Annotated in this window: 10 protein-coding genes; 3 read left to right on the forward strand and 7 right to left on the reverse strand. The window is 62.0% G+C overall.

What is annotated here, in order from left to right; all coding sequences use genetic code 11:
- Position 1: 1 nt before the first annotated feature.
- Together B7Y49_RS11945 and tsaD are read right to left on the reverse strand one after the other, a co-directional pair.
- Positions 2–982, reverse strand: coding sequence for an NAD(P)H-dependent glycerol-3-phosphate dehydrogenase (locus tag B7Y49_RS11945; RefSeq protein WP_374127821.1), 981 nt, complete (start codon positions 980–982; stop codon positions 2–4).
- Positions 979–2,013, reverse strand: coding sequence for a tRNA (adenosine(37)-N6)-threonylcarbamoyltransferase complex transferase subunit TsaD (gene tsaD / locus B7Y49_RS11950; protein WP_374127822.1), 1,035 nt, complete (start codon positions 2,011–2,013; stop codon positions 979–981). Before tsaD ends, B7Y49_RS11945 begins: the two co-directional genes overlap by 4 nt.
- 40 nt (positions 2,014–2,053) lie before the next feature.
- Between tsaD and hemC the strand changes: the two genes are divergently transcribed.
- Genes hemC through B7Y49_RS11965 form a run of 3 tightly spaced genes read left to right on the forward strand, consistent with a single transcriptional unit; the run spans position 2,054 to position 4,687 of the window.
- Entirely contained in the window at positions 2,054–2,980 is a 927-nt protein-coding gene (gene hemC, locus B7Y49_RS11955) for a hydroxymethylbilane synthase (protein ID WP_374127823.1), read from the forward strand.
- A 46-nt stretch (positions 2,981–3,026) separates the two neighbouring features.
- Positions 3,027–3,698, forward strand: coding sequence for a uroporphyrinogen-III synthase (locus tag B7Y49_RS11960; protein WP_374127824.1), 672 nt, complete (start codon positions 3,027–3,029; stop codon positions 3,696–3,698).
- Positions 3,699–3,733: 35 nt separating this feature from the next.
- A complete protein-coding gene (locus tag B7Y49_RS11965) occupies positions 3,734–4,687 on the forward strand; it encodes a hypothetical protein (RefSeq protein WP_374127825.1) in 954 nt (317 codons plus the stop codon).
- Positions 4,688–4,761: 74 nt separating this feature from the next.
- On the opposite strand, the gene B7Y49_RS11970 is transcribed toward B7Y49_RS11965, so the two are convergent.
- From B7Y49_RS11970 to B7Y49_RS11990, 5 genes are all read right to left on the reverse strand, one after another.
- Positions 4,762–6,501, reverse strand: coding sequence for a ShlB/FhaC/HecB family hemolysin secretion/activation protein (locus B7Y49_RS11970; RefSeq protein WP_374127826.1), 1,740 nt, complete (start codon positions 6,499–6,501; stop codon positions 4,762–4,764).
- Between the two features lies 1 nt (position 6,502).
- Positions 6,503–8,449 (reverse strand): adenylate/guanylate cyclase domain-containing protein, encoded by a 1,947-nt coding sequence (locus B7Y49_RS11975; protein WP_374127827.1) that lies wholly within the window; start codon positions 8,447–8,449, stop codon positions 6,503–6,505.
- The gene (locus tag B7Y49_RS11980) at positions 8,446–9,174 is read right to left on the reverse strand and encodes a hypothetical protein (RefSeq protein WP_374127828.1); all 729 of its coding nucleotides are present in this window, start codon (positions 9,172–9,174) and stop codon (positions 8,446–8,448) included. Before B7Y49_RS11980 ends, B7Y49_RS11975 begins: the two co-directional genes overlap by 4 nt.
- A 2-nt stretch (positions 9,175–9,176) precedes the next feature.
- Entirely contained in the window at positions 9,177–12,248 is a 3,072-nt protein-coding gene (locus tag B7Y49_RS11985; RefSeq protein WP_374127829.1) for a CHAT domain-containing tetratricopeptide repeat protein, read from the reverse strand.
- Positions 12,248–14,738, reverse strand: a 2,491-nt coding sequence (locus B7Y49_RS11990) for a beta strand repeat-containing protein (RefSeq protein WP_374127830.1), incomplete at its 5' end; no start/stop codon positions are given. The genes B7Y49_RS11990 and B7Y49_RS11985, both read right to left, overlap by 1 nt.

Below are 14,738 nucleotides of genomic sequence, written 5' to 3' on the forward strand. Positions count from 1 at the left end.
GCTAAGCCACATCCTCCACCCGAAGCGGCCGAGCGAGCAATGCCTCGACCACTCCACCCACCGGCGCGCCCTCCAGCAACGCACAGACCGCATCGACCACCGGCATCTCCACGCTCACCGCGCGCGCTGCTTCGCGTAGCACTGGCGCGGTGAAGGCACCTTCGGCCACGCTCAACTTGCCCGCAAGCAGTCCTGCCGCCGCCTGACCCTGTCCGAGCCCTACCCCCAGCGCGAAGTTGCGCGAGTTGACCGACGAGCAGGTCAGCACCAGATCGCCAAGTCCCGACAAGCCGGTGAGCGTTTCCGCCCGCCCGCCGCGAGCCAGGCCGAAGCGCGTCATCTCGGCAAAACCGCGCGCGATGAGCGCGGCGCGGGCATTGAGGCCAAGCCCTGCCCCCTCCACCACGCCGCAGGCAATCGCGAGTACGTTCTTCACCGCGCCGCCAATCTCCGCGCCGATCACGTCGTTCGACAAATAAGGGCGAAACGACGGCCCGGCGAGCCGATCAACCAGCTGCGCGCCCAGATTGGCATCGGCACAGGCGAGCGTCACTGCCGTCGGCAATCCCGCTGCGACTTCATGCGCAAAGGTGGGGCCGGATAGGACTGCGATCGGCGCATCAGGGTGCACCTGCGCAGCGACTTCGCCCACCAGCAGCTGCGTGCCCGCCTCAATCCCCTTGGCGCAGAGCACCAGAGGCGTGTTGCCGACCGGCGCCTCAACAAGAACGGCTCGCACGTGCTGCGCGGGCACCACAACCAGCAGGGCATCGCATCCGGCCAGCGCGGCAAGATCGTCCGTTGCCATGACGTCATGACTGAGCGCTACCCCCTTCAGAAACAAGGGGTTCTCGTGCGATGCGTTGATTGACGCTACCACTTCAGACTCACGCGCCCATAGGAGCACCGGATCGCCCCCCTGCGCCGCAACTTGCGCCAGCGCGGTGCCCCAGGCGCCGCCACCGATCACGCCAATCCTCACGCCTTCACCCCCGCCCCGCGCACCGCCTCTGCCAGCGGATCGAGCGGCCAGCGGGGGCGCGCCGCGACGTCGAGCGGATCGGTGAGGCCAGCGGCGAAGCGCTCCGCCCCCGCCCAGCCAATCATCGCCGCATTATCGGTGCACAGCCAGAGCGGCGGTGCGATAAGGCGAAGGTCATGGGCCGATGCCGTCGAAAGAAGCCCGATGCGGACCGCCTGGTTGGCCGCGACCCCGCCGGCGACGACAAGGGCGCTGACCCCCGAAAGAACGCCGAGTTGGCGCGCCGTGCGATCAACCAGGCAGTCGACTACCGCCTGTTGAAACGATGCGGCGATATCCTCGATCCGGTACTTGCCCGTCTCATGCGCGCGCACGACCGCGCTTTTGAGCCCGGCGAACGAGAAATGCGGCTCGGCACTGCCCAGCAGCGGCCGTGGCAGCGGCACGGCCGAGGCATCGCCCAAAGCCGCCGCGCGCTCGACAGCCGGACCGCCGGGAAAGCCAAGCCCCAAAATCTTCGCGGTCTTGTCGAAAGCCTCACCCGCAGCGTCGTCGATCGTGGTGGCGAGGCGGCGATAGCGCGCAACGCCCTCGACCAGCAGCAACTGGCAATGCCCGCCCGACACGAGCAGCAACAAATAGGGAAAATCGAGATCGGGATCGCTGAGCCGTGGCGACAGCGCATGGCCTTCCAGATGATTGACCGCGATCAGCGGCTTGCCGGCTGCATGCGCGAGCGCCTTGCCCGTTACCAACCCCACCATGACTCCACCGATCAACCCCGGCCCCGCCGTTGCCGCGATCGCATCGACCTGTGCGAGCGAAACGCCTGCATCGGCCAGCGCTGCCTCAACTAAGGGCACCAGTATCTCGACATGCGCCCGCGCCGCGATTTCCGGCACCACGCCGCCATAGGGCCGGTGCGCTGCCTCCTGCCCCGCCAGCCGGTGCGCCAGGATCTGCCGATCGCTCGTCACAAGCGCGGCGGCGGTTTCATCACAACTGGATTCAATGCCAAGGATCAGCGCCATGGCTTCCCTCTAGCGACAACCGGCGCTAGCACCAATGTCGATGACTCAGCTCCGTTCGAAACTCCGTCTCGGCACGCGCGGATCGCCGCTTGCCCTTACCCAGGCCAATATGGTGCGCGATGCGCTTATCGCCGCGCACGGCCTGTCGCAGGACGATATCGAGATCGTCACAATCAAGACGACCGGCGATCAGGTGCAGGATCGCCCGCTTGCCGAGATTGGCGGCAAGGCGCTGTGGACCAAGGAACTCGACCGGGCGATGCTGGCGGGGGAGATCGACCTCGCCGTGCACTCGATGAAGGATGTCGAGACGATCCGGCCCGAACCAATCGTGATCACCGCGATGCTGCCGCGTGCTGATGTGCGTGACCGAATCATCGGTCCGGCGGGAATCGATGCGCTGCCCCTGGGCGCCGTGATCGGCACGAGTTCGCCACGCCGTTCTGCCCAATTGCGACGGCTGCGCCCTGATCTGTCGATCGTGCTGCTGCGCGGCAATGTCGATACCCGGCTCAACAAGGTGGCATCGGGCGAAATTGACGCGACTCTGCTCGCCGCAGCCGGGCTCGATCGGCTGGGGCGACCGGATGTCGGCACGGGAATCGAGATTGACGTCATGCTGCCAGCGCCGGCTCAAGGCGCTGTCGGCATCGAGACTCGCGCCGCCGATACCGAGACGACGGCTCTGGTCGCGGCCATCGCCGATGCGCCGACCATGGCCTGTGTGCGCGCCGAACGGGCGCTGCTGCTGGCGCTGGGGGCGGATTGCCATTCGCCAATGGCTGCGCTGGCAGTGGTCGATGGGGACGCGTTGTGGCTGCGAGCCGAATTGTTCAACGCCGATGGCAGCGCGCATGTTGCCGGTGAAGCGCGCGGACCCGCAAACGATCTGCGCTTTGCCCGTGAACTGGCGCATGATCTGCTCGCGGCGGCTCCCGAAGGCGTGCGGGCGCTGTTTGCCAAGTGATACCGACGCTGCCGTGAGTGGGGGACCGGGGGACAGCCGGGTTTTTGTGTTGCGACCCGCACCCGGCAACCGGGCGACGCTGGACCGGCTGGCGGCGCTCGGGATTCAGGCTGTTGGCATCCCCTTGTTCGCAACAGTGCCGATAGAGTGGACGGCACCCGATCCGGACAATTTCGATGCATTGATGTTCACCAGTGCCAATGCGGTTCGATTGGCAGGCGACGGATTGGCCCGATTACGGGCGCTCCCGGTGTTAGCGGTGGGCGATGCGACCGCGCAAGCGGCGCGCGAAGCTGGATTTGGCGTCATGGCGACGGGCGATAGCGACGCGCAGGCCCTGCTGCGATCGACACAGCAATCAGGCATTCAACGTGCGCTTCACCTCGGCGGGCGCGAATCGATGGTTTCGCCGGGGGTCGGTTCGGGCGACATCGTGCGCGAATCGATCATTGTTTATGCCAGCGATCCAGCCCCGGTTGCCCCGGATGCCCTTGCCGGGGTGGTCGACGGGGTTGCTTTGCTCCATTCACCCAGGGCCGCACAGCGATTTGCGGCATTGGTCGATGCATCAAACTTTGCTCGAAACCGGATCATCTTGGCCACGCTGAGCCCAGCCATAACCCAAGCGGCAGGCGAAGGCTGGCGGACAATCTGGACAGCACCCGCACCAACAGATTCAGCCCTGACGAAGCTGGTCAGCGAAAGGCATCGCGCCTGATTGACCGGGCGCACCGGCGCGGGGATAAGGGGGCGATGCCCAGCGATGATCCTGAAGCCCCGGCCTCCACGCCCCAGGCCTATGCGCGAGCGCCCAGCTCGCGCGCGCCGCTGATCGGCGCGTTGATCGCCTTTGTGCTCGGCATTGCCGTTACCGCCTTGTTCGTCACCCAATATCGCCAATGGCTCCCCCGGGGTGTACAGGGGATGTTCGAGGCAACACCTGCCCCAACTGCGGCAACCACCGAAGATCCTGGAACGGGGTTCATGCCACCGCCGGAAGCCGGGTCGGCGGCTCGATTGCTCGACAGCGAAGCCCTGAATGCCCGGCAGGCGGCGATTGCCGCTCAACTGGCCACGCTTGAGGCCCGCGCTGAGACGATCGATCGCGATTCGCACGCCGCCGCCAATAATGCTGCTCGCGCCGAGGCACTGCTGATCGCCTTTTCAGCCCGTAGGGCGATTGATCGGGGCCTTGCACTGGGCAGTATCGAGCCACAGCTTCAGATGCGTTTCGGGGTCAGCCAGCCGCGCGCGGTCGGCGCGATCGTCCAGGCATCGCGCACCCCGGTAACCTTGGAGGATCTGCGGCTGGCGCTTGATGCCAGCGCGCCCGAACTCACCACCGGCGTCGCAACCACCGGTTGGTGGCCCAGCCTGCGCCGGGAGATATCGAGCCTGGTGGTGATCCGGCATGAAGGGACACCCTCGCCCCGGGCGGCCGATCGGCTGGCGCGCGTTCGGCGGTTGCTAGATGCCGGGCAGGTTGAGGCTGCGCTGGTTGAGGTCGCCCGGCTGCCGGGCGCGCCCAAGGCGTCCTCCTGGATCGCGGCGGCCCGGCGTTTTGTTGCTGCCCATCAAGCGTTGGACACAATCGAGACGGCAGCGATCCTGGGTCAGGGTCTTGAAGCGCCTGCGTCGCCAACAGCGGCAGTCGGTTCGTCGACCCCGGTGACCGAAACAACTGCTACGGCAGCGCTGACCGAGTAATCGGCGCACGGCATCGCACAGGATCGCCCTTGATCAGGCGATATGGCGGCATGCACGGGTCGATAGGTGACTGATCAATAAATGAAGGTGGCCGAAATCAGCGCACGTGGATTGGGCCGCCGATCGGCACCCCCCAGCGCGCGTCGGGCATAGGCGCCCTGGAAATCAACCGATCCATAACGGTGCGATAGGCGAAGGCCACCGCCCGCGGATTGGATATCCTGCGATACGCTCGGCACCGTTGCGGTCCGCAGACTCGTCGTGCGGGCTGCGTCGACAAAGCCGTAAATCTGGGCGTTGCGGACGATCGTGTTGCTGATCGGGATATCGTACCGCAACTCCGCGATACCGCCATAACCGCGATCACCGGTAATCGCCGCCGGATCGAAACCCCGCCCAACCCCGGAGCCGCCAAAAGAAATGAGCTCGCCCGATAGCAGCTTCGAATTGGTATATTGCCCCTGGAAGGACAATTGTGCGCTGAATTGTCCCACCAGCGACTGGGTGCGCTGGACCGAATAGACCAACCGCGTGAAACTGGGGTCGAAATTCAACGTCGACGGCGCCGGCGACGTCCTGCTCAAAGCCCCCAAAACAGGGAGCCCTTGCAAAACGCTGGCGTTGATCGTTGTGGATCCGTTGAGGAAGCCATTTTCCTGCGCTGACAAACCGATGTCCAGCACGGTGGTGCGGTCCCGAATCAGGGGAACGCCCAGAACGTCGGTATCGGATCGGTTCACCGACATGCCCACTTCCCCGAACAGCGAAAAAGCGCGGCTGCGGATAAAGGGATAACGCGCGCGCGCGCTGATCGTGATCAGGTTATTGACAATACCCAGCGCTCGAACGGATCCGCTGGGACGGGCCTTTGCCGCCAGCACCCCGACACTGGCGAGCAGGCCCTGGTTGCCGATGCCCAGCAGATACCGCCCGCTAACCGATTGAACTGATGCAAGATTGCGCCCGCCTGCATTGATGCCAATGTTCAGCGATCCGGGCAGGTCGAGCGGCCGATTGAACGTTGCATTAAGCCCATATGACCATGGGCCCAGAATTCGTGACGCGCCGTTGTTGATCGATGCGACATAGGTATCGGGCCGTTCCTCAAGTGTGACGATCAGACTCGATCCGCCCAAGGTCGCGCCCTGACGAAGCACGCTGGTGCCGCCAATACCGGGCATATCGTTCAGGATGAGCAGTCGGCGTTCGAGTGACGGCAGATCGATCGGCTTGTGCTGCAGCAACGGTTCCAGTGCTTCGCGCACTGCGCGCTGAGTGCCTGCATCCAGCCCCTCAACGGTGATATCCTCGATAAAGCCTTCGATCACGGTGACCTTGACGAGCCCGTTGCTGATCGGTTGTGGCGGAATGAAAACGCGGGTGAGGAAATAGCCCTTTTCGCGGTATAGCTCTTCCAGCTTGGTCGCGGCTTCGCGAACGGCGCCCAGGCCAACGCGCTTGCCTTTGATATCGGCAAAAAAGCCGTTGACCACATCAGGCGGAAACGCCGTTGCGCCTTCCACTGCTACGTCGCGCAGTACGAACTGAACCGCCTCGATCGATTTGGGCACGGCAGATTTGTCGGTTGACTGGATGCGCAGCTCGAATTTTGGCGTGCGCACCGGCGGCAGCGTGAGACGTTCGCGCGAAATTTCGGCAGCGCTGGGCTGCACCACCTGAGGTGGTGGCGGCGGCACTTGGGCATAGGCCGTGCCCATGGTCGACAACATCGTGCCGGTGACCCCCATCGTCCCCAGCCCAACAGAGCGAAGCACATGCAGCCCGGATCGGTCGATCGTGGAGGTGACAATCACTTTACTTATCCTCGAGCACGATCAACGTCGATGTGGCCCCGGCCGCAATTCGCCGGACGTGGTATGCAATAATCGCATCGCCGGGGTATTTGTCAGCCAACGCCTTGAAAGCATCGATCCCCTGGGGGTTTTCCGCCTTCAAAAGATCATAGGCCGCCATATAATCCGCCGTCACATTGGTCGCCGCATCGGCTTCCGATACTGGCGAGAACAGCCCGACCGGTTTGGTCTTGCCCTTCAGAACGACATCGCCGATCGGCCGGAACTTCAAGTTCGGGCAGGCCGCAACGGTTTCTTCCGTCACACAGATGCGCGTGCCGAAATATTTATTCACGCCCTCGGTGCGTGCCGCCGTGTTGACGGTATCGCCAAGTGCCGTGAAATCCATCCGCGTTGCCGAACCGAAATTGCCAACCGTGGCGATGCCAGTGTGGATGCCGATCCGCGTCACACCGATCGGTATCCCGGCCGCGTTCTGCGCTTTTTTGAATGCCTCGGCATAGACATCGAGTTCAAGCGCGCATTTCACCGCGCGTTCGGCGTGATCGGGTTGAGGAATTGGCGCGTTGAAGATCGCCATGATCGCATCGCCGATGAACTTGTCGATCGTGCCCTGATATTTCAGGATGATCGCGCAGGCACCATCGAGATAAGCGTTGAGCACTTCTGACAGTTTTTCCGAGGTCAACCCTTCGGACAGCGTCGTGAAGCTGGCAATGTCAGTGAAGATGAAGGTCACTTCGCGACGATCACCCTTGATGCTCAGCGCGCTCGGATCATCGACCAGCTGGTCAACCACCGCCGGCGACACGTAGCGAGAGAAAGCACCCTGAATGAACTGACGTTGTTTGCGTTCGGCACGGCCAATAATAACGTCCATCAGCCAGAGCGCGAGGAGCATCGCAATCGTGGGCGCGAGCAATGGCACCAGCGGCACACCGCGGCTGTAACCAAGCATTGCAAATGCCCAATAGATCACGATGAAAATGCCACCCATCGTGAAACTGAAGGCCGCACCGCGCTTCAGAAGGCCTAAGCCAACCCCGATCAGCGCAAACATTACGGTGATCGTGACGTCACCATAGATATTGAGACGGTTGAGCGACCGGTGTTCGAGATATTGCGATATGCCATGGGCCATGATCATGATCCCGGGCATCATCGCGTCATCGCCATCATCAATAACGGCGAGCGGCGTGCGGTGGCGATCGGTGATGGATAACACTGCCCCAACGAGCACGATTTTGCCCTTGAACCATTCGTCGGGCAGAAATGCGACCGTGTGTGACGGATAAAGTGGGAAGGCCGGCGTTTCAGCATCGGGATGCGGGCGCCAGGCGATATCGGGCTCTGCCTTCGGGGTGTCGACGCCAACCAGCTTCGCTGCCTTTCGTGCAAAGCCCAGTGGCATCCCTGGATCGGTTTCGCCAGCAAAAATCCAGCGCACCGTGCCGTCATTGGGGTCTGTCGACATATTGGCGCCCGCACGCAGGCGTTCGGGCACGAAGTCATTCAAATAGGCGAGCTGATCCTCATTCACGACGTTCTTTGAATTCGAATAGCTGATGAACAGCGGCGTCTTGATCTCGCGGATCGTTTTCTTGAGCAATTCATCCTTGGCGGGCTCGGTCGGCTGATCGAGCAGCACGTCGACACCGATCGCGCGGGCGCCTTTTGCTTCAAGGGTTTTGATGAGATTGGCCAGAAACTCGCGGTCCACCGGCGAACGATAGGCAAACTGGGTCACCGTCTCTTCGGTCAGCCCGGCAATGACGATGTCTTTCGATTGCGGCATCGGTGCAGAAAGCGCACCAACGCGGATATCACGGCCGATGTTTTCCAGACCCGACAAAAATGTCAGATACTGGACCGCGACCGTGGCAATTATCGCCGACAGGACGGCAGCAAAAGCTGCCGTCCTGTAGTCCTTCAGTTTCTTTGCATTCATTTTGAGACGGCTTGATTCTGTCCAACGGTCTTCAGCAGCGCATCAGCCTGCTGCGTGCAGCCCTTTTCGAGCATCCATGACGCCAGGATCAGATCATTTTCCAGATCCGACGGCACGATGTTGATGCTGACCGGAAACTCCTGGTCTTCAACCCGCATCACAAAGATCGTCTGCGTATCGAATGCTGCCAGTTCAGGCACCGCCATCATCGATTCACCAGCATTCCATTCGAAATCGGCAACCCATGAACGGTCGACCGGGAGAACGGTGAACTTCTGTGACTGCTTGGCGTCCGGACGCCACCAGATCGGCTTGCCGCCTGCCTTCAGGCAGCGCTCACCGGCACGCGAGATGTCAATCAGCCAAGGATCGGGAAGTGCCGCGGCGTCAGTGGCGCCGCGGACTACACCGACCGAGCTGGTGCGGGCATTGCGGGTGTTGATCAGTGCGGCGAGCGCACGGCCGGGATCGGACGCGACTGGCGTTTTACCGAGCGGCAATCCGGAGAATTTGCCGCGCAGCGTGATCGACTTACCGTCGGGACCGATAACGGTAACCCGCTCGCCTTCCTTCAGCGTGATCGGCGTATTGCTGTCGATCTTCTGTCCGGCCTTTAGACCCGGCGCGCGTGAATCAATCACGATCAGGGTCGATGCACTTGCGGCAGCAGAACACAGGCCAAGCGCCAGTGCTAATGTGATCTTGGAAATCTGAGCGATTGCCATCTTTACCTCCTTGCGATTTGCGGCGCGTTCATCGGTGGTAACCCCATGCCATCACCGATCACGACAAATGCGGCCCAAAAGAACGGGTGGGCCGTTGCACCCTTAGCGGACAAGCTGTTCTGGGCCCGCCGCAGTGACTCTCCTACGCTACCACCGTTACTCTCACGTAATGACGTAAACAATGCCGACATCAACTCTGCTGTCGCCGCAGATGGCACCTGCCAGTGCGTGACGAGCATATTACGCGCGCCGGCGTGGAAAAACGCCTCCGCAAGTCCCGATAAAGCATCTCCGCCGCCAAAGCGACCATCACTTGCAGCCGTATTGCACGCAGAAAGGACAACAAGGTCAGCATTGAGCCGTAAGCTCGCGATTTCACTGGATTCTAATAATCCGTCGCGTGCCGTATCTATTTGTTGAGCACCGGGCGGGGGTGACAGGACCAGCCCAGGTTCAGCCTGACAGCGCAATTCGCCGGGCAGCAGGCCGTGGGTAGCGAAATAGAGAACCCGGTAATCATCAAGCGACTGCTTGCGCAGATTTTCTTCAGTCGCGTTGCCGCTCAAGAACAAACTACCGGTTGGTGCGCCAAGCGAGGTCGCCACAACATTCAGTTCACGCGCGGTATCCGGCAAGGGGGCCAGTGCGCGCAACAGGCCGGCCGGCATGGCACCGCCCTGACGACAATTGTTCGCCAACGCGGCAAAGGGGGATGCCTCCCCTGCTTTCGGGGTATGGCCAACGAGTGCGGGATCGCCAAAAGCCAACAGCGCCTGGCGTGGTGCCGGTCGATCCTTGCTGCCGCGCAGGGCCGTGAAGGCCCGGAGCGAAGGCGTGTAGGAAATCGTCTTGGTCCGCACCAGCCAATCGGCCTTTTCATAGCTGGTGCCGCCCGGTGGCGTCGCGACCAGCAAGCTGAACGGCAAGTTGCTGAGCGGTCCCGAGGGCACGACAATCAACTGATCGACCTTCGCCAACTCTTCCTTCAATCCACCAAGCAGCAGATCATGAAGCTGATTGGCCTCATCAAGATTGAACTCGTTGATGGCACCGCCCTGGATTTCGAGCGCTCGCCGGATCGAGGTGACTGCCGCACGCAGCTCGGCTGCCCCTTCGGACACACGAGCGATAAATGCCCCTTCGCGCGTCACCAGCTGAGCAAAAGAACGGTCGCGCCCGATCAGGAAGGACAGGATGCCTTCGCCTTGGCGCAATGAACCTCGCAACTGATCAAGGTTGACCGGTGGCGGCGTCGCCAGACTGTCATAGGCTGGGTATTTGGTCGCCAGAGTCGAACGGATATTGATGATCGCGGCCAGATCATTGGCGATCTGCGCCTTTAGCGCCGCTTCAGCCTCGCCGCTGCGCTCCCCGTCCGACAACGATTGTTGATAGGAAAGCTTCACCCGCGCAAAATCAGCATCGCGCTGGAGATCCTGCATTTGGCCGATCAGCTTGCCAATCTCGGGATCGTTGGTCGAAAGCCGGGTCGCAGCCGCGGCGATCGTCTTGTCGACAAGCGGCGATTGTACGAGCTGAAACGCGTCAAATGCCTCGGCATACAGACCACGTTTCTGCACCGGATCAGTCAGCGTTTCGCCCGTATCAACGATAGCCGCTGCGAACGGTACGAGCATTTCGGCATTGAAGACACCGCTCGTCGACGGCAGCGATCGGGCAAGCTTGAAGATTTCACGATAGGTGATGATCGCAGACGTGCTGACGCTTTCAGCCTGATACCCGCGGGCCAGCGCCACCAGGGCGCGAATCGTCGGCGCACCATCGCCAAAAATCTGGCGGCGCAGCTTGATACCGGCGTTATAATATGTTTCCGCCGCCGATAGGCGCCCCTGGCCGATGCTGATCTCTCCCAACACGATCAGGGAATCAGCCTTCCACCACCGCGGCAGCCGATCCGATTTATTGAGAATCTGCAGTGCTTCACTCGCTGCGGCATAGGCCTGGATCAAATTGTCTGACCGCAATTCCACCAGCGCCTGAAGGTTGAGCGCATTGGCAAGCTCGCCTTGCTCGATACTGACCTCAGCTTCGCGGCCTTGCGCCATTGCACCGGGCGAACCGCCGGCCTGTTCCTGCCGTTCTTCGGAAAGCTTGCGCCACGCTTCGGCGGCATCGCGCGACAAGGGCAAGGCTTGTTTGTAATCGCCCGAATTGGCAGAGTTTACTGCCAAATAGGTCGCAAGCCGCGCACGCTTGATCGGATCAGTCGATGATTGCAGCAGCGGTGCCGCGCGCCGGAACAACGCTGTTGCTTCCTCAGCCCGCCCCTGATTGCTGACGTTCAACGCGAGATCAAGCAAGGTCATCGCGATAATCTGATCGCTCGCCTTCAACGTATCGGTTTCAAGCTCGAGTGCTTCGCGAAACGCCGTTTCAGCATCACCAAATCGACCAATGCCGTTGGCCGTGCGGCCCGCGCGGATAAGCTGGGTCAAGCGCGCTCGGTCATCGGCGCGGGTCAGCGCGATCTTGCGGCCCCAGATCTGGGTGATCAATGCTTGCTGATCTGCCCCAGCATCATTCGCCCTTGGCGATTGCAGGATGGTCAACAGCGCTGGCAGTGCCGATGGCGTGCCGTCGGCAACAGTGAAGTTATTGGCATTGACAGCCACCAGCACCAGCTGGGGCCAATCCCCGTCACGCAGAACGCAAGGGATGGCCAACAGCGCCTTGCCGCCCGATGCCGCGCCTTCAATCCAGGTCGATGCCTTGCAGCTCATGCGGCGCAGGAGCGTGGTGTATGGAATGCTTTGCAACAACCGCTTGACGATCACGTCGCGGCTCGCTGCATCGTCACCCGGCACCGTCAGCCCGGAAGCCTGAGTCTGGAAGATCGACCCCTCGCTATTCTGCCCGCAAGTCAGCGATCGTGGAGCGGCCAATCCGGGCTCGCCCGCGACACCCTTGATGACCTTGGTCACGCAAGGCTCGCCATTGAGCGTCTTGCCAACGGGCGTTGAAATTTCGGCGACGGGGCCCGCAGCCGCTGCCGGTTGCGGAAGCAGGAGCGCCATGGCCAGCAGCAGCGGGGTGAAGGGCTTCAAGCGTGCCATTATATAATGTTACCCGATCCTGAGAAACCATCATCCAGACCGGGAACATCCTCGGTCCGAGGCGGCAGACGCCGCTGCGACGTCAACAATCCACCGGCAATCGGCGTCGAGACGACCGATTGGGCCATCGCACCCGGCGGCGGTGCGTCGCTTGACGGCGTATCGACCGATGCAAGTACCGGATCGCTCGCATCCGCGCCATCCTTTGGCGTCGGCGGCTTTTCGGTTGGCACGGGTGATGGCGGTGATGCATCGACCGGCGGCGGCGGCGGTGCCCCGCCCGAACCGGAGGGCGCTGGCGCTGGCGCAGGGGCCGGCGCTGGTGCTGGAGCCGGTGCGGGTGGCGGGGGCGGGGGCACTGGCGCTGCTACAGGCGCAGGGGCCGGTGCGGGAGCTGGAGCCGGCGCAGGCGCCGGCGGTGGAACATTCACGGTCGCCACGATGGCGGTAACCTGAGTCACCGCAGCCTGCGCCGTCAACACCCCGATGGGCCCAGCAACCGGTCCGATCGGCAGCCTGTAGTTACTCAACAGCGTTCCAGCGATCGGCTCGAAATTGGGCAGGGCGAGAATGGCCGTTACCGTCAAGTTCATCCCGGCCATGGCAGACGCATACTCAGCCATCGTCTGGTTGATCCGGGCACCTTGGCCCGTCACAAAGCCCGACAGGCTGAAGTTTTCCGGCCCAACGGTGGCCGTGGTGGTGCCATTGGCGACGCGTGTTACCGTACCGATCAGCTGAACGGTGATCGTGCGAGGATCGATCTGGCCGATCGCGCCGCTGACGCTGCCATTGGTATTGACGATGTAGTTGGCAGCATCGGCACCAACCGTCGTCAACCCATTGACGGTAACGATCTTGCCCGTCCCGACATTTGCATTGTCGTAGATGCCGGTCGTTGCCGGGTTGATGGCAACGCTGTCGCCAGCAATCAGACCACTCAACAGATAATTGTTCGCAGCGAGCGTGGCGGTGGTGGTGCCATCGTAGATTTTGGTCGCCGTTCCCGTCAGCGAAACCGTCAACGCCTTGCGATCAATCTGTCCAACCGCAGCATTGGCGCTGGTGTTCACAATATAGTTGCCCGCATCGGCCCCGGAGATCACGATGCCATTCACCGTGACGGTCTTCCCGCTGCCGGCATTGCGATTGTCGTAAAGGCCAGCGACCGGATTGTTGAGCACGACTGTGTCACCGCTGACGACACCTGCCAGACCATAATTGTTCGCAGCGAGCGTCGCAGCGTTGTTACCGTCATAGGTCTTGACCACGCTGCCGGTGATCGATGCGATCAGTGCCTTGGGATCGATCTGCCCAATAGCGGCAGCCGCGCTGACATTGATCGTATAATTGGCTGCATCCGCTCCCGAAATGGCGAGTCCATTGACCGTTACGATCTTGCCCGTGCCGACATTGCGGTTGTCATACACGCCTGTCGTCGGATTGTTCAGCACCACATCATCAGTGGTAATGACACCGTCAACGGGGCCGCTGACGATACCGTTGACCACATAATTACCCGCGGTCAGAGTCGCCGTGGTCGTACCATCATAGATTTTGGTGACGCCACCAACCAAGGTCGCCGTCAACGCCTTGGGCGTGACGGTCAGAACGCCATTAATGAAGTTATAGCTATAGCCGAGCAGGCCGGACAGCGAACCGGGGCCGAGCGTAATCGTATAATCACCAACGCGTGCCCGCATCGGATCACCCAACGAAGCGAAGACAGGCGTTCCGATGGAGACATCCTGGGTGAAAACATTGCCGAAAGCGGCTGCATCAACGATTCCGGTTACCGTAAAGGCGCGGTTCGAGTTCGCATCCAGCGTGTCGCCATACACCTTGCTCGCGTTCACCGCCGTCACGGTCACGACCGGGCTGGTCGCGAACAGATAGCGATTACCGCTAAGCCCAACCGACGATGGCGGCGTTGTCGCAAAACTGATTCCGTACGCTGCCTGATTGCCGCTCGCCAAACCACCGAAGACGTTGGATTCGGGTGCCTGCGAGTAAATCAGCCAGCGGCCGGCATTGCTGGTGGTGATAGCGCCCGCGCCGGCCTGATTAATGAAATTGGTGCCCGCCACGATCGCGAGTTCGGCCGACGTCGCAATCGTTCCAGTGCTGGCGATCGTTAGCGCGCCCATGGATTTGAGCAATGACGCCCCACCAACCGACACAGCACCGGCTACCGTCAGGCTCGAGCCTGTTGCAATCGCGTTTACTGACAGCCCGCCAGTGGTCGTCACCGCATCCACACTCGTGGTTGCGGCGCTATTGACCAGATCGATACTGGCGGCCGTGCCGTTCAGCGATGCGAACACGTTACCGGCGTTAGTCAAGGCAAAGCTGCCGCCACCGGTCAGCGTCAAGCCGCCCGTTGTGAACGCTGCACCCTGGGTCACACTCCCCGCCGAGGTCAGCGTCAGGGTCGTGCTGTTGAGCATCGCCCCCAGCGTGATGCTGCCACCCGACAAGGACGTCGCGCCG

The sequence above is a fragment of the Sphingomonas sp. 28-62-11 genome (genome assembly GCF_002278865.1).
Classification (GTDB): Bacteria; Pseudomonadota; Alphaproteobacteria; order Sphingomonadales; family Sphingomonadaceae; genus Sphingomonas.

What these genes read in the sequence shown, in the direction of transcription:
- tsaD (WP_374127822.1), bottom strand. Translation starts at nt 2,013, where the DNA reads ATGGCGCTGATCCTTGGCATTGAATCCAGTTGTGATGAAACCGCCGCC.
- hemC (WP_374127823.1), top strand. Translation starts at nt 2,054, where the DNA reads ATGACTCAGCTCCGTTCGAAACTCCGTCTCGGCACGCGCGGATCGCCG.
- B7Y49_RS11965 (WP_374127825.1), top strand. Translation starts at nt 3,734, where the DNA reads ATGCCCAGCGATGATCCTGAAGCCCCGGCCTCCACGCCCCAGGCCTAT.
- B7Y49_RS11975 (WP_374127827.1), bottom strand. Translation starts at nt 8,449, where the DNA reads ATGAATGCAAAGAAACTGAAGGACTACAGGACGGCAGCTTTTGCTGCC.
- B7Y49_RS11980 (WP_374127828.1), bottom strand. Translation starts at nt 9,174, where the DNA reads ATGGCAATCGCTCAGATTTCCAAGATCACATTAGCACTGGCGCTTGGC.
- B7Y49_RS11985 (WP_374127829.1), bottom strand. Translation starts at nt 12,248, where the DNA reads ATGGCACGCTTGAAGCCCTTCACCCCGCTGCTGCTGGCCATGGCGCTC.